The following is a 20,416-nucleotide window of genomic DNA, read 5'->3' as shown; positions in this document are numbered from 1 at the left end:
TCCCATGAGCGGAAAATTGCCGATAGAGCGGCTTATTCAGCGCCCTGCAGAAACATTTCCCGTTGCAGGCCGTGGCGCTGCATTTTCTCGTTGAGGGTACGGCGTGGCAGTTGCAGTTCGTGGAGGACGGCCTTGATGTCACCTTTGTGCCGGGTCAGGGCTGCGCGCAGGCAATGGGCTTCAAATGCTTCTTGCTGTGCGGCCAGTGACTGTCCCGATCCGATGACCGCAGGCTCGATCTGGCCCAGCCCGAGGACCTGACGCTCCGCCGCGTTGGCCAGTTCGCGGACATTGCCCGGCCAGTCATGGCTGAGCAGATGGCTCAATTGCGCGCCGCTCAATACCGGCGCCTTGCGGCCCAGGCGTTCGGCGGCGGTGCGGGCGAAATGGCCGAACAGCAGTGGAATGTCTTCGCGGCGCTCGCGCAACGGCGGCAAACGCAGTTCGGCGACGTTCAGGCGGTACGCCAGGTCTTCGCGAAAACGCCCGGCCCGTGCCTCTTCCAGCAGATCCGGTTTGGTCGCGGCGATAATCCGGATGTCGACGGAGATGCTCCGGTTAGAGCCCAGCCGTTCAAGGCGCTGCTCCTGAAGGACGCGCAGCAATTTGACCTGCTGGGCCAGCGGCATGCTTTCAATTTCATCGAGAAACAACGTACCGCCGTCGGCGTACTCCAGCTTGCCAATGCGCTTGCCTTGCGCCCCCGTGAAAGCGCCGCTTTCGTGGCCGAACAATTCGGCTTCGAACAACTGCTCGGGGATCGCCGCGCAATTGAGCGCGACAAAGGGTTTGCCCGCCCGAGGGCCGAAGTCATGCAGGCAGCGCGCGACCAGTTCCTTGCCGCTGCCGGTTTCGCCGCGAATGACCACGTTGACGGGCAGTTGCGACAGCTCCAGCACTTGCCGGCGCAGGGTGTGCAGACTGGGCGCAATGCCCAGCAGGGTTTCGTCCAGTTTGGCCTTGGCATCGGCCTGTTCATGCAGGCGTCGGTTTTCCAGGACCAACTGCCGCTTCTCCAGCGCCCGACGCAGGCTACTCATCAGCGTTTCCGGGCTGAAGGGTTTCTCCAGAAAGTCATAGGCGCCGTCGCGCATGGCATCCACCGCCATGGGCACATCGCCATGGCCGGTCAGCAGGATCACCGGCAAGTCCGGGTCGAAGCGTTGCAGGCGGGCCAGAAACTCCAGGCCGCTCATCCCTGGCATGCGTACATCGCTGAGGATCACGCCGGGGAAATGATCGGGGAGGGCGGCCAGGCAATCTTCAGCTCGGCTGTGCACCTGCACATTGAACCCGGACAGCGACAGCCATTGTTGTACCGCATCGCGGATGCTGGCTTCGTCATCGACCACAATTACAGAATTCAGCATGCAGATCAGGCCTCCGGGTCAGTGGGTAGAGTCAGTGTGAATCGCGCGCCGTCGTCATGATTGTCCACGCACAGCGTGCCGCCGGACTCATGGACGATGGCATAAGACACCGCCAGGCCCAGCCCCAACCCATCGCCCACTGGTTTGGTAGTGAAAAACGGATCGAAGACATTGGCCAGATGATCCTGGGCAATACCCCCTCCGCTGTCGGCCACGGTCAGGCGCCACTGCCTGGGCTTAGTGGAATCGTGTGGCGGCTGCTCAGCCTCAATCCGCACCTCCAGACGTTTGAGCGGTTTATCGCGCATGGCATCCAGCGCATTGCGCAGCAGGTTGATCAGCACCTGCTCCAGGCGAATCGCATCACCGCGCACGTACGCGGGCCGGGTCAGGTGCAAGACGCAACTGACGCGCTCATCGCGCAGCCGGGGTTCGAGCAACAGCAACGCCTGATCGACCACCGCCGCCAGATCCAGCTGTTCACGCAAGCCACTGGGGCTTTTGCGGGCAAAGGTTTTCAAATGCCCGGTCAGCGCCGCCATCCGCGTCAGTTGTTGATCCAGCGGGGTCAGGGCCTGATAGGCGTCGTCGATGCGACCGTGATCGAGCAGCAGACGCAGGCTGGCCAGTTGCATGCGTTGTGCGGTGAGCGGCTGATTGATCTCGTGGGCCAGCGCTGCGGACATCTGCCCCAACGCCGCGAGCTTGGCTGACTGCACCAGCCCGTCCTGAGCGGTGCGCAGGTCGCGGGTGCGTTCTTCGACCAGTTGCTCCAGCTCTTCACGGTTGCGCTGATGCAAGCGCGCCAAACGCCAGCGCTGATAAAGAAACAGGCTCAGAAACACCAGCGTCAACCAGGTGCCCGCCGCTGCCAGAGCTGCGTTGCGCATGTCTTCGGCCGCCACCTGCGGCTTGCGCAAAAGATGCAAGGTCCAGCCTTCGGCGGTGAGTGGCAAAGATTCCCACAGATAATCCACCGCACCGTCGGGGCCTTCGATCCGGGCGAGTTGGCCGCTGTCGTCGAACGTGTGGATCACTTGGCGATGCAGGGCCGACAGCGGTTGTTTGTCGTATTGGCGGGTGGCGGCCAGTTCCGCGCGGTCACTGGCGGAAATCGGCTGCAACTCGTGATAACGCCAGCCGGGCTGATTGGCGATGAACACAATGCCCTTGGCGTCGCTGACCAGCAGCAGGTCGCTGCCTTGGCTCCATTCGTGTTCCAGCTCGGGGAACTCCAGTTTTACCACCATGGCCCCGAGAAATTCGCCCGCGTCGCTGGTGACGGCGTTCGATAAAAAATAACCGGGAATACCGCTGGTCACGCCAACCGCATAAAAGCGGCCCACGCCTTGGGCTCTGGTCTGCAAAAAGTAAGGGCGGAACGCGTAGTTATGGCCAACATAGCTGCTCGGCAACCGCCAGTTACTGGCGCCGACCGCTAAACCGTTGCGGTCGAGCAGCTCCAGGGTGGATGACTGCGCCGCGCTGTTGATCTGCTCCAGCTTGCGGTTCAACGTGTCCTGAGTCGTTGCGCTGACCGGTCCGCTTAAGGCCGAACGCAGTTCAGGGTCCAGCGCCAGCACAGCGGGCAGGGCGCGATAGCGTTCGATCAGGGTGTGCAGCGTATTGCCATACAACGCCAGTTGCCCATGGGCTCGCTCGGCATCGTCGGCCAGGGCGTGACGTTCGGTCTGCCGCATCGCCAGTCCGGCAGCCAACACCGCGCCCGCCAGGATCAGCAGCACATAAAGAGGCAGGCGAAAGGTACGGGAGGTGAAAGGCATGGTGGCGGAGACGGAAGTGAGTCGGCAGGCACCTTAGCATGCGGCAGGACCGAGAACGCTGGGCGAAAGTCGAGATTTTATGTCGCCTGATGTTCAGACTTCACGAATCGAGTGAGCGAATTTATTGGCGAAGGACGCAGCGCGGTCCTGGGGCTGGACCGCGCCTGATGCAGGACCGCTTATAACAACTCAAAGCTCTCTGTTTTCACGTCTTCAGAGTCGAGACCAATCATCACGTTGAACTCGCCCGGCTCAGCCGCGTATTTCAGCGCAGGGTTGTAGAACTTCAGGTCGTCTTCAGTGATGACGAAGTTGATGACTTTCTCTTCTTTCGGCTGGAGCATGACTTTCTGAAAGTTCTTCAGCTCTTTGACCGGGCGACTGATGGAGGCAGCAACATCGTGCAGATAAAGCTGCACCACCGTTTCGCCAGCAACCTTGCCGGTGTTTTTTACCGCGATGCTGGCGGTCAACTGGCTGCCGCGCTTCATGTGTTTATTGGACAGCGTGACGTCCGACAGGCTGAACTGGGTGTAGCTCAAGCCATAACCGAATGGAAAGAGCGGGCCAGTGACGTCTTCTTCGAAGTAGTTTGACGTGTAGTTAGGCGGCGAACCGAGCGTGAAAGGACGGCCGGTGCGGAGGTGGTTGTAGTAAACCGGAATCTGCCCCACCGAACGAGGGAAGGACATCGGCAATTTGCCTGACGGGTTGTAGTCACCAAAGAGCACGTCAGCCACTGCGTTACCGCCTTCGGTGCCGGTGAACCAGGTTTCCAGCATCGCGTCAGCCTGTTTCTGCTCCTCGACCAAGGTCAACGGACGGCCGTTCATCAGCACCAGTACCAGGGGTTTGCCGGTGGCTTTGAGTGCCTTGATCAGGTCGCGCTGTCTGCCGGGGATATTAAGGTCAGTGCGGCTCGCCGATTCGTGGGACATGCCCCGCGACTCGCCAACCACCGCCACCACCACATCAGTCTGCTGGGCGACCTTGACCGCCTCGGCAATCATTTCTTCGGCCGGGCGCGGGTCGATCTCGACTTCGGTGACCATGAAGTTCAGGTAGTTGATGACTTTCGGGTTGTCAGAGACATTGGCGCCGCGGGCATAGACCAGCTTGGCCTTGTCGCCGACTGCGTTGGCCAGGCCGTCAAAAATAGTGACCGATTGTTTCGGCACGCCTGCAGCGGACCAACTGCCCAGCATGTCCATCTGGCTTGTCGCCAGAGAGCCGATCACCGCGATGGTGCCTTGCTTCTTCAGCGGCAACGTCTGGTTATCGTTTTTCAGCAACACCATGGTCTTGCGTGCCACCTCACGCGCTTCTTTGCGGTGCAGGCGGCTTTCGGCGTTGGTGTCGACCGGGTCATGAGCGGCATTACCGATACGACGGTACGGGTCGGCGAACAGGCCCATGTCGTACTTGGCGCCCAACACTTCGCGAACGGCGTTATCAATATCCTTCTGGGAAATCTCGCCGTCCTTGAGCAGGCCAGGCAAGTGTTTGCCATAGGCCGAGTCATTCATGCTCAGGTCAATGCCGTTCTTGATCGCCAGTTTGGCGGCTTCACGTTCGTCGCTGGCCACACCGTGGCGGATCAGTTCCTTGATGGCGCCGTGGTCGCTGACGGTCACGCCCTTGAAGCCCCACTCCTTGCGCAACAGGTCCTGCATCAACCAGGTATTGGACGTGGCCGGTACGCCGTTGACCGAGTTGAGGGCGACCATTACCCCGCCAGCACCGGCATCGATGGCGGCGCGGTAAGGCGGCAGATAGTCCTGGTACATGCGTACCGGACTCATGTCGACGGTGTTGTAGTCACGACCGCCTTCGACAGCGCCATACAGCGCAAAGTGTTTGACGCTGGGCATCAGGCTGTCAGCGCCGCCGGGATGCTCGCCGCGATAAGCGTTGACCATCACCTTGGCAATGCGCGACACCAGATAGGTGTCCTCGCCAAACCCTTCCGAGCTGCGGCCCCAACGGGGATCGCGGGAGATATCAACCATCGGTGCGAAGGTCATGTCCAGGCCATCGGCGCTGGCTTCGATGGCCGACATGCGACCACTCAAGGCTATCGCGTCCATGTCCCAGCTGGCCGCAAGACCCAAGCTGATCGGAAAGGTCGTACGGTGGCCGTGGACCACGTCGTAGGCGAAAAACATGGGAATCTTCAGTCGACTCTTCGCAACAGCCGCTTCCTGCAAAGGACGGTTTTCGGAACGAGTGATCGAGTTGAACGTGCCGCCGATTCTGCCAGCGGCAATTTCCTTGAGAATATTCGGCTGCGGCATTTCAGGGCCGATACTGATGAGGCGCAACTGCCCGATTTTTTCATCGAGGGTCATTTGTTTCATCAGGTCGGAAATGAAGAGGTTTTTAGTCTGCAAGGTGGTGTCATTGGTCTCGGCCATTACCGAGTGACTGGCCAGGCCGACGACAAGGCCCAGCAAACACAGCTTATTCATGAATATTTTCTCAAGGCGTTCTTCAGCAACTTACGTTAAGTACTGGTCAGCCAAATGTTGGGTATTGAGCCTGTTGCGCTTATTGTCGATCAGGGCGAAGGGGCCGCCACTGAACTCTTTGTCGCGCAGAGCATCTTTAGCGCAGCGAGTTTTAGCGTATTGCGCGTTAGCAATCCAGTCCTGGCCGCGGATTATGCAGCGGATCGTCTGGTTTGGCTAAAGTCAGTCTGTCGGGTCAGAATGAAAAAGCATTTCAAACAGGGAGAAAAAAACATGCAAACACAACGGGGCTTTCGTTTCAGTTGGTCCATGACGGCGCTGATGCTGCTGAGCACGTTATTGGCCGGTTGTGGCATCAACAACATTCCGACCTATGACGAACAGGTGAAGGCTGCCTGGGCGCAGGTGCAGAACCAGTATCAGCGTCGGGCCGACCTGATCCCCAACCTGGTCGAGACTGTGCGCGGCTACGCCAAACAGGAACAGACCACCCTGACTGCTGTCATTGAAGCACGGGCCAAGGCCACGTCGATTCAGGTTGACGCCAGCACTTTGAACGATCCGGAAAAGCTCAAGCAATTCCAGCAAGCCCAGAGTCAGCTCACTGGCGCGCTGAGTCGCCTGATGGTGGTCTCCGAACGTTACCCGGATCTGAAATCCAACCAGAACTTCCTTGCCCTGCAATCGCAGCTCGAGGGTACGGAAAACCGCATTGCCGTGGCACGTAAGGATTTCATCGCCTCGGTCGAGCGCTACAACACCGAAATTCGTACCTTTCCCGGTCGCCTATGGCACACCGTGATGTACAGCGATCTGCCGATCCGGCCAAACTTTGAAGCCACGTCGCCGGATTCCGAGAAAGCCCCGGAAGTGAAATTCTGATGCGCGCCCTGCGGCTTGTGATGGTGGGCTTACTGTTGGCTGGCGCCACGGTAGCGCTGGCCGCGCTTGTATTTCCAACCATGACCGGACGCGTGGTCGACACCGCGCAACTGATCGATGCGCAAACCGCAGCGCAACTGTCGCAGATGCTTGAGGCTCATGAGCAGGCGACCGGCGAGCAGGTTGTGGTGGTCACGCTGCCCAACCTGCAAGGCACCAGCATTGAGGATTACGGTTATCAACTGGGCCGTTTCTGGGGTGTCGGGCAAAAGGGCAAAGACAACGGCGCGTTGCTGATTGTCGCTCGCGATGATCATAAAGTGCGGATTGAGGTGGGCTACGGTCTTGAAGAGCGCCTGACCGATGCTCAGTCTTCCGTGATCATCAACCAGATACTCACCCCGGCGTTCAAGGCCGGTAATTTCGCCGGCGGCATCAGCCAGGCCGTGCAGGCCATGATTCAGGTGCTCGGGGGCAATCCGCTGGCTGAGCCCGCCGCCGATAATGGCTCCGGTGACGCTGTGCAGAACATGGTGTACCTGGCGCTGTTCTTGATCTTTATCTTTATGAACATGCTCTGGGGCAGAGGACGAGGCGGTGGCGGTGGCTTCATCGGCGGCATGGGCGGTTTTGGCTCTGGAGGCTCACGCTCCGGTGGCGGCGGCTTCAGTGGCGGCGGTGGCAGCTTCGGCGGCGGCGGCGCGTCCGGCAGTTGGTAAACGATGGATCAATGGGTAATGCAAACATGGCTTTACTGAATAAACACGAGCAACTTCAGGTCGCCGAGGCCATCGCCCGGGTCGAACGGCGAACCGATGCCGAACTGGTCACGGTGTTGACCGCGCGGTCGGATGATTATGCGTACGTGCCCCTGGTCTGGGCCGGGCTGGTGGCGCTGTTGCTGCCGGGGTTGATCAACTATTACCCAGGCTGGCTGGGCGCCAATGGATTGTTGCTGAGCCAGATCGGGACCTTTATCGTTGCCGCGCTGATCATGCGTATTCCGGCGGTGACAACCCGCTTGATCCCAAAATCCGTACGCCATTGGCGCGCTGGCAACCTGGCTCGCCGCCAATTCCTCGAACAAAATCTGCACCGCACTCTCGGCGGCACCGGCGTCCTGATCTTTGTCTCGGAAGCTGAGCGTTACGTAGAAATTCTCGTAGACCGAGGCATCAGCAGTCGTGTGGACGACACTGTCTGGAAAGCGCTGATCGAGGTGTTCACTCAACAGGTCAGCGACGGTAAGACCTTGCAAGGGTTCCTGGGTTGCATCGAAGCCTGCGGCGAATTGCTGGCGACCCATGTGCCCGTGACGCAAACGCGCAATGAGTTGCCGAATCGGTTGGTGGTGTTGGGGTGACGGCGCATTTCAGTGGTCTGAGCTGACGCCGCCAATCGCCAACCCGTAATTAAATTAACCCTAACCCCTCAACCCACCTAAAATGGCCGCCTCGTTATTTTTAGCCCGTCCGAGGCGCTTTCCAATGTCAGCCACTGCAACGCCCACCCAGTCTGTGCCGGATCATCGTGCGCAGTTTTTGAGTCTGCTGGACACCAGTCTGTCGCAGAACTCCTTTATCAAGCTGGTGCTGGCCAAGTACGTCGGCGCTGAGGTGGAGTTGCAGCGCATCATTATCAAGCTGACGACGATCAAGGAACTGCCGCACCTGTCGTTCGTGTATCGCTATAAAACCCGCGACATCACCAAGAATTTCCCGCTGGCCGAAGGCGTTGAGGTGATCGCGGGTTTATTGCCCGAATCGTTCAAGAACGCTCACTTGTTATCGCTGACTGACGAAGTGCAGCTGGAGTACAGCAAAAAAGGTAAGAGCACACTGTTTACCAGCAAGGCCCAGCAGCAACGTGAAGCGCCCTCGGTCGAACATGATCGTGAGAAAAAGCGCTTTCTGGAACTGAATCGACCGTTCTTGACCGACCTGGGCGTGACCAATAAGCAGCACGAACTGATCCCGTCCATGTCGCGTAAATGGAAGCAGATCAACAAGTTCATCGAGGTGTTTTCCCACGCCTTGAGCACCTCGCCGCTGGCGCTGGATCAGCCGATCAAGGTCGCGGACTTTGGCTCGGGCAAGGGCTACCTGACCTTCGCTATTCACGATTACTTGCGCAACACCTTGCACGCGGAAGGCCACGTGACCGGGGTCGAGTTACGTGAGGACATGGTCACGCTGTGCAACAACGCCGCTGCGCGTCTGGAGCACCCGGGCCTGGTGTTCCAGCATGGCGATGTGCGCACTGTGGCGCCGAGTGCCATTGATGTGATGATTGCCTTGCACGCCTGCGACATCGCCACCGATTACGCGATCCACATGGGTATTCGTTCCGGGGCGTCGATCATTATGTGTTCGCCGTGCTGCCATAAACAGATCCGCTTGCAGATTCAAAGCCCGACGCTGCTGCGGCCGATGCTGCAATACGGTTTGCACATGGGCCAGCAGGCAGAAATGGTCACCGACAGCTTGCGTGCCCTGTTCCTTGAAGCCTGCGGTTACGAGACCAAGGTGTTCGAGTTCATCTCGCTGGAGCACACCAACAAGAACAAGATGATTCTGGCGGTCAAACGCGCCGAGCCGCTCAAGCAGCCGGAGTTGTTGGTCAAAATCCAGGAATTGAAAGCGTTCTACGGTATTCAGGAGCACTGCCTGGAAACCTTGCTCCAGGCAGACGGCTACATCAGCTGATTAGACTCGGGTGGTGATCGGCTTGGGCGCAATGACTGTGGTCTTGCGTCCCAGCATCACAGTCGCGATCACGCCCGCGGCGAACACCCAGGTAATCGGCTCGATGCGCTCACCGAAAAACAGCGCTGAAAAGGCGATGGTGAAGAAAATCTGCAGCAGTTGTACCTGACTGACTCGCGAGATGCCGCCCATGGCCAGGCCGGCATACCAGGCGAAGAAACCAATGAACTGCGAGAAAATCGACACATAACCAAATGCCCACCACGTGCCTGTGGAGATCGGTCCTTGATGCTGCATTGCCAGATAAATCACTGGGCCGAGTAGCAGCGGGCTGGACAGGACCAAGGCCCAACAGATCACCTGCCAGCCCCCCATCTCTTTGGCCAGACGGCCGCCTTCGGCATAACCCAGGCCCCCGATGGCCACGGCCGCCAGCATCCACAGGTCTCCCGCCTGAATATTCCCGGCGCCGCTGATCAAGGCATAGCCGAGCACCAGCGCACTGCCCAACGCCGCGCAGGCCCAGAAAGCTTTCGATGGGCGCTCATGCGAGAGCCACGCCGCATAGATCGCCACGCACAAGGGTTGCAGGCCATTGACCAGCGCGCCGTGGGACGCAGGCAGGGTTTTCATCGCCCAGGCGGACAGCACCGGAAAGCCTATGATCACCCCCAGCGCTACCAGACTCAGGCCTTTGACCTGCGCCCAGGTCGGCCATTTTTCGCGCTGCCACAGCAACAGCGCCGCAGCCGGAATCGCCGCCAGTAATGCGCGGCCCAAGCCATTGAGGAGTGGGTGGATTTCCTGGACCACGATGCGGGTCATGGGCAGCGTCAGACTGAAGATAATCACTCCGATCAGGCCCAAGGCCATACCGGTGTTTTCGCGAGAGGACATGATCGAAACGTGGCCTTGTTGTTATGGGATACAAGAGCATCTCATCTAGCCACAAACCGACCCGCGCGCGCCCTCACAGCTACCGAGAGATTTATCCGTACAGTTCGGGTGCTGCTTCAGGCGTGAATCGCTTTCAGGGTTTTGCGCCCGCAGGCTTCGGTGCGCTCGCAGCCGTATTCAGACGTTCGACCGGCACCGACAATTCAGGGCTGCCCAGCGGGTGGGTCTTGGCATCGAAGAACTTCAACGCCACATCCTGCCCGGCGAAGACGCTGCTGTAGTGCCGCTTCTGGTGCTGGATAAAGGCAGCGCTACGCGGGTAAATGGAGAGGGCGATGGTCTTGACCCCGGCGTGCCTGATCGCGTCGACGATGTGTTTGTCCTGGGTGCCAAGGGCGTGGCCGAAGATGCACAGGGCATCGTCATGAGTCGCGAGTTGCGAGTAGCAGAAAGAGAGGTAATCCGAGTGGCGGATCATCTTCAGCTTGTTCGCGCTGTTGTCTTCGCTGATGAAAATCGGCACGTCGTCCAGGGCATTGATGGCGAAGCTGCCCAGCAGGGTGCTTTCCGATGACAGCAGCTTGCGAACGCTGCCGTCGAGGTTTTTTACCAAGTGCAAGCCGCCGTGCAGATACAGCATGCGCGTGGCGTGGGTCGGCGTATTGCCGAGGTCGAAAGTGGCGTCATCGTTGAACAGGTCGTTGAAGGCCTGCGGCGACTGCATCACGGCCCAATAGCAGAGCAAATCGTAGTTGGTCGAATAAACAGTACGGTACTGGCTGAGCTCTTGATTGATACGGGCCAGGGTGCCTTCTTCTACCAGACGCCATGGAATGTGGACTGAACGCACGGCGTGGATCAGCGCTTCTTTAATCGCGAAGTAACGATTACGTGGCGATGAAGAACTGATGGTCAGTGCGGCATTGACCCTCATGGCGGTTTTCAGCGCACTCAGGATCGGTTCGAAATTGCTGGTGTTCATGGCCTTGAACACGGCGAGTTCGGTATGGCTTAACGGTTTGTTGCGGGTGGTCTCGGCTTTTTCGAAGAGCGAGTCGTAAGAAAAGTTCTTCCACACCGCCATGCTCGCGCCGTTGCCGACCAGCAAACCGGAAAATGGGGTGGTCGCCCGCAGCTCATTCCAGTCTGCAAGCTCAGCGTCAAAATCCGTGAAGTCCATAGTCTCTGTTCGTCGTCTCAGGTCGGGAAAGGCAGCGCCGGGACTTTATCACGCCTGTCGGCTGATCCCGATGTTGATGCCGGTATTGAGCCAGATCAATGCGAAATGTTTGCAATCAGAAGATGCTGCACGCATTCGCCAAACCGGATCGACTGGCTTGGCTTGGTTACAGGAGACTTGCCATGAGCAGCACTTTCTTCATCCCCGCGGTGAACATCATGGGCATCGGCTGCATGGCCGAAGCGATGACCGCCATCCGCAACTTCGGATTTCGCAAAGCGTTGATCGTAACCGACGTCGGGCTGGCCAAGGCCGGTGTCGCGGCGAAAATCGTCGCGTTGTTGGCCGAACAGGACATTGATGCCTTGGTGTTCGATGGCGCGCAACCCAACCCTACCGTGGGTAATGTCGAGAAGGGCCTGGCGCTGCTCAAGAACAGCGGCTGCGATTTCGTGATCTCCCTCGGCGGCGGCTCGCCCCACGATTGCGCAAAAGGTATCGCACTGTGCGCAACCAACGGCGGGCACATCAGTGACTACGAAGGTGTCGATCAGTCGGCCAAGCCGCAACTGCCTGTGGTTGCGATCAACACCACGGCAGGCACCGCCAGCGAGATGACGCGGTTTTGCATCATCACTGACGAAGTCCGCCACATCAAAATGGCCATCGTCGACCGCAACGTCACCCCCGTGCTCTCCGTCAACGATCCCGGATTGATGGTCGCGATGCCTAAAGGGCTCACGGCGGCCACGGGTATGGACGCACTGACCCACGCCATTGAAGCCTATGTCTCAACGGCCGCTACCCCCATCACCGATGCCTGCGCCCTGAAAGCCATGGCGCTGATCGCCGATAACCTGCGCCAGGCCGTGGCCAATGGCAGCGACATGGTCGCGCGGGAAAACATGGCGTATGCGCAGTTTCTCGCGGGCATGGCGTTCAACAACGCCTCCTTGGGTTACGTGCACGCGATGGCTCACCAATTGGGCGGCTTCTATAACTTACCCCACGGCGTGTGCAATGCAATTTTGCTGCCCCATGTCGAAAGCTTCAACGCCAGCGTCTGCCCGTCACGGCTGACCGACATTGCCCACGCCATGGGCGAAGACACGCGCGGCCTCTCCCCTGAAGACGGCAGCCGGGCGGCCATCGCCGCAATTCGCAACCTGTCTCATGCCGTCGACATCCCTGCGGGCCTCAGAGAACTGGGCGTCAAGGAGGAAGACATTCCGACCCTGGCTGCCAACGCCTTGAAAGACGCCTGCGGCCTGACCAACCCGCGCCCGGCTGAGCAGCACCAGATCGAAGCGATTTTCCGCAGCGCACTTTAATACGTCCCAGAGGTTAACCATGAGCATTACCTCGAGCGTCATTTGTGACGCTTCCGACCTGCTTAAAGGCTTTGTCGGCTACCACCACAAAGCGGACCGGTACATTGTCCGCTTCAGCGAAGACGCCTTCGGCATGGACGTCCCCGACCACACCATCACCCCCACTCACGAGTTTGTCTGGAAAGCCGGCGACAATCAGGTCATGACACTCAAGCGCGATCTGTTGGCATTGTTGCTGGAACAGAATATCGATGATCGGCTGAACATCACCGAGCCATTGCGGATTTATGTGAGGCGCGTGGATTTGCCGGAGATCACGGCGGTGCGGAGGTTGAAGGGAGGGGCGTGAAGAGGTAGGAGCGTCAGGACAGACCCGTGTTTCCAGAACAGGAAACCGGTGTCTGTCCTTGATGGCACTGCAATAACGTCGGCTCAAATAGCAAAGTTGAACGCCACGGAAATCCTCGGCCTATTACCTTCGTAGCGACGCACAGCGTGCATTAGCCAAGAGGGGAACATCAGCAGCGTACCGCTTGAGGGCGTGACCGTGCTCGCGTAACCCGCCGCCAGACACCCCGCAATGCGCATGCGCAAGGCCGGATTGAGCAGCGCCGGTGTGATCCCGCGCGGGTCGATGAATTCCAGTTCACCGCCGAGCTCAGGATTGTGCTCGCGACCGCCATCGTCTACCCAATACACGCCGGACCAGAATGCCCCCGGGTGCGCATGTAATGAGTTGGAGTGGCCCTTGCGGTTGATATTTGCCCATGCGCTGTAGCGCCACTGCAAATGAGCTTCTATGAGACCGTGCTCCGGCGAGCTGATGGCTGACAGCTGATTGGCCAGCCCCTGTGCGAAGGCGACCAGTTTTGCGCCCGGCTCACCCGCCCACGTGGCGAAGTCGTCCTGAGATTGCCAGCCGCCATCGTTACTGTGCAATGTGCCAAGGTCGTGCTCTGAACGCTCCAGGATGATCGACCGCAGTTGTTCGTTCAGAAGCTCATGTTCCGGGTGGATCACACTGGCGATAGGCGTGGCGAATAGGCGAGTGATCTTGATCAGGTCAGCATCGACCAGATCAGAGCATGCGCGACTGTTGGCAGGCATGATGCGGATATCCGGGTTGAAGTGGATATTTTATACACGCCGCAGCGCTGCTATCTCCAGTCTCATCGGGTAACGGCTCTGGTACGTATTGGGTACATGGGGCTAACCGGTCCCGATCATCTGTGATCCATGCGGGCCCGACCCAAAAAGGGCACGATCTCTGCTACGTGGCAGCGCTGGAAAAAAAAGGTGTGGATGTTCGAAAGGTGTGACTAAACGGGTATCAGGACTTTTGCGACGTTAAGTTTTTTTCGATCTCAAGTTACGAGACCCAAGGCCGTTACAAATATATAACTACAAGAATATGGCGGGTAACACCGTATGCGGCTCTCGCCATCCTCCCGGCCGGTCCACTATGAGAACACCTATGTTCGATAACTTTTCTATCCGCCTGAAGATTGTATTGCTCTCAGGACTTTGCCTGCTGGGCGTGGTTGGATTGATCGTCGGGATGAACCTTTACCAGACTAACCAGAATGACCAACTGGTCGGCGCCTCAAGCAAGAAAATGCTCACCGACAGTGTGCAGAACCTGTTGCAGGCAAAGGCGACGGAAAAAGCGTTGCTGGTACAAAAGACATTCGGTGAAAGCCTGCTGATCGTCAATGCAATGGCCGACCAGGTCATCGACATGCGCACCATGGCCAACCACCGCTCACTGGACGCCGCCGCGCTGCGCGAAGAACTCAACCACAGCCTGGGCACCGTCTTCGAACGCAACACCGGCGTGCTGGGTGTCTGGCTATCCTTCGAACCCAACGCACTGGATGGTCGAGACGCTGAGTTTGCCAATGACGCCAAGCACGGCGCCAATGAAGTGGGACGGTTTTCCTCTTACTGGAGCCGTGCAGATGGCACTGGCTTGAACACCGTCATTCTCGAAAGCGACATGAACAAGACTGAACTCAACCTCAGCGGCACGCCCTACAACACCTGGTACACCTGCCCGCTCCGTAGTGGCAAGACCTGCCTGCTTGAGCCTTACGCTGACACGGTCGGCGGCAAACTGGTGTTGATGACAACCATCGCCGTGCCCGTTCGTGTCGATGGCAATGTCATCGGTGTAGTAGGTGTGGACCTGGCCCTGAGTTCGCTACAGGCAGAAGCGGTCAGCTCCCAGAAAGAACTGTTCGACGGCGCCGGGCACATGCTGATTGTCTCCAGCAGCGGCTTGTTGACAGCCAACAGCGTTGACGCCGGCACATTGGGCAAGGGCATCGAGCAGGTCTTGGGCGGCGACGGTAAGGAAATCCTCCAGGCGATCAGTACCAACAAGGTCAGCGTGGTCAAACAGGGTGACGTGATCCGGGCGATTCTTCCGGTGACACCGATCGCTGATGCCAAGCCTTGGGGTGTGGTTATCGACTTGCCAGAACAGGTGCTCCTGGCCGACGCGGTCAAATTGCAGGCCGTGCTCGATGCCGCGCAAACCAGTGGCACAGTCAAGGCCCTGCTGGTCGCAGCCCTCGCAGGTCTACTTGGCCTGCTGCTGATCTGGCTGACGGCCTCGGGCGTGACCCGGCCGATCAACAGTGTGGCAAGCATGCTCAAGGCCATCGCCAGCGGTGACGGCGACCTGACCCAACGCCTGAAATACGCCAAGCGCGATGAACTCGGCGAACTGGTCATCTGGTTCAACCGTTTCCTCGACAAACTGCAACCGACCATCGCCCAGATCAAGCAAAGCGTCACCGAAGCCCGTGCAACCGCCGATCAGTCTTCAGGCATCGCCCGCCGTACCAGTGATGGCATGCAGGTGCAGTTTCGCGAAATCGATCAGGTGGCAACCGCTTCCAACGAGATGAGCGCCACCGCCCAGGACGTTGCCAGCAATGCCTCAAGTGCGGCCAATGCTGCTCGTGGTGCCGACCAGTCGGTCAAGGACGGTTTGACGATCATCGAGCGCAGCACCCGCGATATCACCTTGCTGGCCGAAGAAGTCAGCAATGCCGTGACCGAAGTCGAAGCGTTGGCGGTCAATAGTGAGCAGGTGGGCTCGGTGCTGGAAGTGATCCGCAGCATTGCCGGGCAAACCAACCTGTTGGCCCTCAATGCCGCCATCGAGGCTGCGCGCGCCGGCGAAAGCGGGCGCGGTTTTGCGGTGGTCGCCGACGAGGTACGCAATCTCGCCAAGCGTACCCAGGATTCCGTGGAAGAGATTCGCCACGTGATCGAACGCATCCAAAGCGGCACCCGCGGTGTCGTGCAGACCATGCATTCAAGCCACACCAAGGCCCAGGAGAACGCTGAACACATTCATCAAGCGGTTCAGGCACTGGGCAAAATCAGTGACGCCGTCACTGTGATCAGCGACATGAACCTGCAGATCGCCAGCGCCGCCGAACAGCAAAGCGCCGTCGCCGAAGAGGTCAACCGCAACGTCTCGGCCATTCGCACCGTCACCGAGACCCTTGCCGGTCAGGCCACCGAGTCGGCGCAGGTCAGCCACCAACTCAACGCCTTGGCGACTCACCAGATGAAATTGATGGATCAATTTCGCGTTTGAAGGTCCTGTGCGGTGAGTCAAATGCCTATAGGCGATTTGACTCACCGCAGCGGCTTGCGCGTTAAGCCGTTATTTCCCCATCGCCGTCCGCTACACGAAAATAGACAGGCACAAAAAAACCGGCTACGAGGGCCGGTTTTTTGGTTTTCACTGCTCTCCGGTATACGCGGGAACATGTGAAGTCAGGAAAGTGGAGCGGGTGGCGGGAATCGAACCCGCGTGATCAGCTTGGGAAGCTGGAGTAATACCATTATACGACACCCGCTTTGAGCGGCTGACTTTGTACCAGATGTCGGCGCTGAACTGAAGCGCTATTTTTTCCAGGTGGGTTTTTCTGGCGTTTTTTTCAGGTAAACCTGCTATGTGACGTGACAGATTGCGTCGTCACGCGAAACACGCATTCCCTGTAGGCGCTGCCGAATACTGCGTTCGATAGCGACCTACAGGGGCGAGTGATTTCAGTTCACAGTGCAAATGCATGGTGGCTCTGTACCTGGGTGTAGCGTGGTCGTTTTGCAACGGGGGCGGGCTTGAGGAAACTCAACAAGGCCTCTTGCGAGTCGCGGCAGGCGGCTTTGTGTTCCATGTCCAGAAAGTGCCCGGTGGCCCGAAGGGTGCAGAACTCGCTATGGCGCACGTGGTCGCCGAAGAGCTGGGCGTCGTCTGCTGCGGTGTATTCGTCCCACTCGCCGTTGAGGAACAATACGGGCACGTCGATGCTTTTCGCGGCGTCGAGGTAGCACAGTTGGTCGATGGTCAGTACTTGGCTGATATGAAAGTGCATTTGCACGTATTCATGGATATCCAGGCTGCTGACATGCCGGTAGTTGAAGCGCTTGAACAACGACGGCAAGTGTTTACCGATGGTGTTGTTCACCAGATGGCCGACCTCGTGGCGATCAAACGCACCGAGGTGCCTGACGCCGCGTTCGAGGTAGTCGCGCATGTGTTCGTTGACCACCGGGGAGAACGAGCTGATGACGGCTTTTTCAATGCGTCGTGGTTTCTGCGCGAGGGCGATCAAGGCTGCCGCGCCGCCCCAGGAAAAGGACAGCACATGCTCGGCGGCGAAGTGGTCGATCAGCTCAAGCAGGATCTGACCTTCGAGCTCTTTGGTCAGCGGCTGCCGATGCAGGTTGTGGGCTTTGGATTTGCCCGCGTAGGGTTGGTCATACAGCACCACGTTGAATTGCGGGTGCAGGTTGCGAACGGTCTGAGCAAAGGACGCAGTAGTGGCCATCGAGCCGTTGACCAAAATAATGGTCTTTTCTGCGGCATCTGCGCGGTAGAACTCCGTGTAAACCCGGAACTGACCTTGTATATCAAGCACAGCGATTTCTGGCCTCATAACATAGACTCCTGGCGAAAACAGGTATGCGCGCAAAAGAGGTTGCACGAGTTTCGTGACAGGTAGGCATGCGCCTTGAAAGGGGGGCCCATGTCGATCCGAAACGATCTGTTCGACAGGTATTGTTATTGGCGGGCGGTTTGTCGGCACGGAACCTGAGGTTCTCGAGACGGCAAAAAGTTTCTTAGAATGAGTTAGTGACCAATCAGTCACATGGAGACTGACGATTGGATTCAAGCAGGCTCGGGGACAACCCGCAAGTGCCGTTGGTAAATTGTTCGACAACTTCTGCTGAGTGGTCGGTTTGATCAGACCGCGAGGATTTCTTCGGTGCTCAAGGCGCGGTATTGCCCAGGCGCCAAACCGGCGTCCAGTTGCAGGGGGCCCATGCGCTCGCGATGCAGGCGCAGGACTTTATTGTTGAAGTGGCCGAACATGCGTTTGACCTGATGGTAGCGGCCCTCGACGATGCTCAGCCGCGCGCAGTGAGGCCCCAGCACGGTCAGTTCGGCGGGCTGAGTGGTGAGGTCTTCAAACGCGAAATAAAACCCTTCAGCGAATTTTTGTACGTAGTCGTCGCTGATCGCTTGCTCGGTTTCTACGTAGTAAATCTTTGCCAGCTTGGTCTGCGGCTGGGTCAATCGTCGCGACCATACACCGTCATTGGTGATCAGCATCAGGCCCGTGGTGTTGAAATCAAGTCGACCGGCGATGTGCAGGTCTTCTTTGTCCGGCTCATCCAGCAAGTCGAGCACCGTCGGATGCTGTGGGTCGAGCGTCGCGCTGACGCAGCCCGGTGGTTTGTGCAGCATGAAATAGCGTGCTGGTTTGCCGGCTTGCAATACGTCGTCGTCGCATTCCACGCGGGTGAACTCACGCACCTCATGAAGGGGATCGCTGACGGTCTGACCGTCGACCTTGATGCGCTTGGCCACCAACGCAAATCGCACGTCTTTGCGGCTGAAACGCGGCAGGTTGCTGAGGAATCGATCAAGACGCATGGCAGTGACAGACGACCGGGAAAGGGGCAGGCATGGTACGCGATCTAGTCGTTGGGCTTCGACTGAACGTCGGTTTCGATCTGAGCGCAACGCGGGCACAGGCAGGCGGCATTGCGCACCTCCGGCGGCAGCGCTTCGAGTACCGTCGGGTCGATACTGACTGAAAAACACCAGCAGGGTTGCGCCGCCGTACGTGGGTCGGCGAGGGAGCAGCGGTTGCTGGCGCCGCAGACCGGGCAGCGGTCAGGATCGATTGCGCTTTTTTCCATCGTGTGGCTGTTCATGACGCGCCTATTCAAACTGAGACCGGGCCATCTCCATGCACACCCGATTGCGCCCGGTGTGTTTGGCGCGATACAACGCGTGGTCGGCGCGGGCAATCAGGCTGTGCAGGGTGTCGTCAGGCTGCAGTTCAGTCAGGCCAACGCTGACGGTGATCTGCAACGACGTGCCGGAAAAGGTGTAGGGGTGCTGCTCTGCCAGCAGACGGATTTTTTCCGCGACTTGCTGAGCACTGGCGCTGTTGGTGTCCTTGAGCAGGATGATGAACTCTTCGCCGCCCCAGCGACAAATGATATCCGACTGACGCAGGCAGCTTTGCAGGTCCTGGGCGAAGCCTACAAGCACTTCATCGCCCGCCAGATGACCATGGTCGTCATTGAGACGTTTGAAGTGGTCGATGTCGATCAGTAGCGTCGCCAAGGGTTTGGGCTCGCGTTGCGCTTCCTGCAGCGCCTTGAGCGCCATCAAATCGAAGCCGCGGCGATTGGGCAGGCCCGTCAGGCTGTCGAGGGTGGCCAGGGTTTCGATCTTGCGCTGATAGCGGCCGATGACCCGGTGCAGCAGGAACAGGACCACCAGCGTCACTACCAGGCAGATGAACAGGTTCAGGTACAGCGACTGGCGGATATCGGTGAGGGCACCGTCTTCCTGCTTGTCGACGAACAGGTACCAGTTCAGTTCTGGAATGAAACGCACGTTGAGGAAGTGGCTCTGGCCTTGCGTCTGGTATTCGAAACTGCCGGTCTGTGGCTTGGGCAGTTTTTCGTGCAAGTCGCTCAGGCCCGGCTGGTCCTTGAGGGACTGGCCGATGACGGCTCCCAGTGGTCCACCTTGAGCGCCGGTGAGCACAATCCGGCCGAAAGCGTCGACGAAGTACACGCTTCGCTGATACCGCTGCTGATAACGATCGATCAGCTTGATCACCGCATCCACGGTCAGGCCCACACCCGTGGCGCCAATGAAGTTGTCTTTGTAATCGAACACCTTGTAGTTGATGAAGAAGGTCAGGTTGTCCTTGTTGGCCATGTCTGGATCGACGTTGATTTCGTAGGGCGCCGCCATGTCGCGTACCCGGTAGTACCAGGTGTCGCGTGGCTCGTTGGCGTCGATTTTCTTCAAGACGCCTTTGGCCTGGTAATACTTGAGGCTGGTGTTGGAGACAAAAAAGGCCGTATAGGCGCTGTAGTGACTCATGACCTCGTTGAGGTAACGGGTCATTTGCTCAGGGTCGTGCTCGCCAGCCACCACCCAGTCACGCATGAAGGTGTCGCGGGCCATCATTGAGGAAATCAGGATCGGCCGGACCAGGTCTTTCTGGATCTCCGAATACACCGTGTCCGAGGTCAATGGCAGCTCGGTGTTGACGATGCTGTCGCGAATCGACGCCCGCGAGGCGTAGTAACTGAGCAGAGATGTCGCCAGAAAACCGCTCCCCAACAGGACCACCAACGTCAGGATCAACGAACGTTGGGAATTGAGAGGAGAGCGAAGTGGCATGACGAGTCCGGTGAGGAGAAGATCAAGAGTGGCCGCATGCTAGCGTGTTGCTACTGTC

17 protein-coding genes, 1 tRNA gene and 1 pseudogene are annotated in these 20,416 nt (G+C 58.6%); 8 read left to right on the top strand and 11 right to left on the bottom strand.

All coding sequences use genetic code 11. The features are described from left to right. Nucleotides 1-32 precede the first annotated feature (32 nt). The 3 genes from K0F75_RS12375 to bglX all read right to left on the bottom strand — a co-directional run bounded on the left by K0F75_RS12375 (nucleotide 33) and on the right by bglX (nucleotide 5,622). Nucleotides 33-1,370: a sigma-54 dependent transcriptional regulator gene (locus K0F75_RS12375; protein WP_219062148.1), complete on the bottom strand. Its 1,338-nt coding sequence runs from the start codon at nucleotides 1,368-1,370 to the stop codon at nucleotides 33-35. A gap of 5 nt (nucleotides 1,371-1,375) precedes the next feature. Then, nucleotides 1,376-3,154: an ATP-binding protein gene (locus tag K0F75_RS12370; protein ID WP_219062147.1), complete on the bottom strand. Its 1,779-nt coding sequence runs from the start codon at nucleotides 3,152-3,154 to the stop codon at nucleotides 1,376-1,378. A 179-nt stretch (nucleotides 3,155-3,333) separates the two neighbouring features. Further along, complete coding sequence (gene bglX / locus K0F75_RS12365; RefSeq protein WP_219062146.1) at nucleotides 3,334-5,622, bottom strand: beta-glucosidase BglX; 2,289 nt, start codon at nucleotides 5,620-5,622, stop codon at nucleotides 3,334-3,336. A gap of 273 nt (nucleotides 5,623-5,895) precedes the next feature. Between bglX and K0F75_RS12360 the strand changes: the two genes are divergently transcribed. The 4 genes from K0F75_RS12360 (at nucleotide 5,896) to K0F75_RS12345 (ending at nucleotide 9,209) form a co-directional block, all read left to right on the top strand. Next, nucleotides 5,896-6,504, top strand: coding sequence for a LemA family protein (locus K0F75_RS12360; protein ID WP_219062145.1), 609 nt, complete (start codon nucleotides 5,896-5,898; stop codon nucleotides 6,502-6,504). Further along, nucleotides 6,504-7,223, top strand: a complete 720-nt coding sequence (locus K0F75_RS12355) for a YgcG family protein (RefSeq protein WP_219062144.1) — start codon at nucleotides 6,504-6,506, stop codon at nucleotides 7,221-7,223. Before K0F75_RS12360 ends, K0F75_RS12355 begins: the two co-directional genes overlap by 1 nt. A 26-nt stretch (nucleotides 7,224-7,249) precedes the next feature. Then, nucleotides 7,250-7,867: a TPM domain-containing protein gene (locus K0F75_RS12350; protein WP_219062143.1), complete on the top strand. Its 618-nt coding sequence runs from the start codon at nucleotides 7,250-7,252 to the stop codon at nucleotides 7,865-7,867. 124 nt (nucleotides 7,868-7,991) lie between these two features. Then, nucleotides 7,992-9,209 carry an SAM-dependent methyltransferase gene (locus K0F75_RS12345; protein WP_219062142.1) on the top strand — a complete coding sequence of 406 codons (1,218 nt, stop codon included), beginning with the start codon at nucleotides 7,992-7,994 and terminating at the stop codon, nucleotides 9,207-9,209. Here K0F75_RS12345 and K0F75_RS12340 read toward each other — a convergent pair whose 3' ends face one another. Both K0F75_RS12340 and K0F75_RS12335 read right to left on the bottom strand, forming a co-directional pair. Then, nucleotides 9,210-10,106: a DMT family transporter gene (locus K0F75_RS12340; RefSeq protein WP_219062141.1), complete on the bottom strand. Its 897-nt coding sequence runs from the start codon at nucleotides 10,104-10,106 to the stop codon at nucleotides 9,210-9,212. It lies immediately after the preceding gene. Nucleotides 10,107-10,239: 133 nt separating this feature from the next. Beyond that, entirely contained in the window at nucleotides 10,240-11,286 is a 1,047-nt protein-coding gene (locus K0F75_RS12335; protein ID WP_219062140.1) for a DUF4917 family protein, read from the bottom strand. A 182-nt stretch (nucleotides 11,287-11,468) separates the two neighbouring features. On the opposite strand from K0F75_RS12335, the gene yiaY reads away from it, so the two are divergent. Both yiaY and K0F75_RS12325 read left to right on the top strand, forming a co-directional pair. Continuing rightward, nucleotides 11,469-12,617: an L-threonine dehydrogenase gene (yiaY, locus tag K0F75_RS12330; protein ID WP_219062139.1), complete on the top strand. Its 1,149-nt coding sequence runs from the start codon at nucleotides 11,469-11,471 to the stop codon at nucleotides 12,615-12,617. Between the two features lie 19 nt (nucleotides 12,618-12,636). Then, entirely contained in the window at nucleotides 12,637-12,966 is a 330-nt protein-coding gene (locus K0F75_RS12325; protein ID WP_219062138.1) for a DUF2025 family protein, read from the top strand. 83 nt (nucleotides 12,967-13,049) lie between these two features. On the opposite strand, the gene K0F75_RS12320 is transcribed toward K0F75_RS12325, so the two are convergent. Continuing rightward, a complete protein-coding gene (locus K0F75_RS12320; RefSeq protein WP_219062137.1) occupies nucleotides 13,050-13,724 on the bottom strand; it encodes a TIGR02466 family protein in 675 nt (224 codons plus the stop codon). 304 nt (nucleotides 13,725-14,028) lie between these two features. On the opposite strand from K0F75_RS12320, the pseudogene K0F75_RS26260 reads away from it, so the two are divergent. Next, nucleotides 14,029-15,372 (top strand): annotated as a pseudogene (locus K0F75_RS26260) (HAMP domain-containing protein); the annotation flags it as partial. A 102-nt stretch (nucleotides 15,373-15,474) separates the two neighbouring features. Beyond that, a complete protein-coding gene (locus K0F75_RS26255) occupies nucleotides 15,475-16,230 on the top strand; it encodes a methyl-accepting chemotaxis protein (RefSeq protein WP_374028646.1) in 756 nt (251 codons plus the stop codon). A gap of 191 nt (nucleotides 16,231-16,421) precedes the next feature. Here the strand turns inward: K0F75_RS26255 and K0F75_RS12310 are convergent. From K0F75_RS12310 to K0F75_RS12290, 5 genes are all read right to left on the bottom strand, one after another. Further along, a tRNA-Gly gene (locus K0F75_RS12310) sits at nucleotides 16,422-16,495 on the bottom strand. Between the two features lie 198 nt (nucleotides 16,496-16,693). Beyond that, complete coding sequence (locus tag K0F75_RS12305; protein ID WP_219062135.1) at nucleotides 16,694-17,578, bottom strand: alpha/beta fold hydrolase; 885 nt, start codon at nucleotides 17,576-17,578, stop codon at nucleotides 16,694-16,696. Nucleotides 17,579-17,886: 308 nt separating this feature from the next. Continuing rightward, a complete protein-coding gene (locus K0F75_RS12300; RefSeq protein ID WP_219062134.1) occupies nucleotides 17,887-18,579 on the bottom strand; it encodes a pseudouridine synthase in 693 nt (230 codons plus the stop codon). A gap of 44 nt (nucleotides 18,580-18,623) precedes the next feature. Then, nucleotides 18,624-18,863, bottom strand: coding sequence for a cysteine-rich CWC family protein (locus K0F75_RS12295; RefSeq protein WP_374028643.1), 240 nt, complete (start codon nucleotides 18,861-18,863; stop codon nucleotides 18,624-18,626). 7 nt (nucleotides 18,864-18,870) lie between these two features. Beyond that, complete coding sequence (locus K0F75_RS12290; RefSeq protein ID WP_219062133.1) at nucleotides 18,871-20,358, bottom strand: sensor domain-containing diguanylate cyclase; 1,488 nt, start codon at nucleotides 20,356-20,358, stop codon at nucleotides 18,871-18,873. Between the last annotated feature and the right edge of the window lie 58 nt (nucleotides 20,359-20,416).

Source organism: Pseudomonas sp. UMAB-08, assembly GCF_900095225.1.
Taxonomy (GTDB): domain Bacteria; phylum Pseudomonadota; class Gammaproteobacteria; order Pseudomonadales; family Pseudomonadaceae; genus Aquipseudomonas.
Note: the sequence above shows the minus strand (reverse complement) of the source record. Positions and strands in the feature narration are given on the sequence as shown.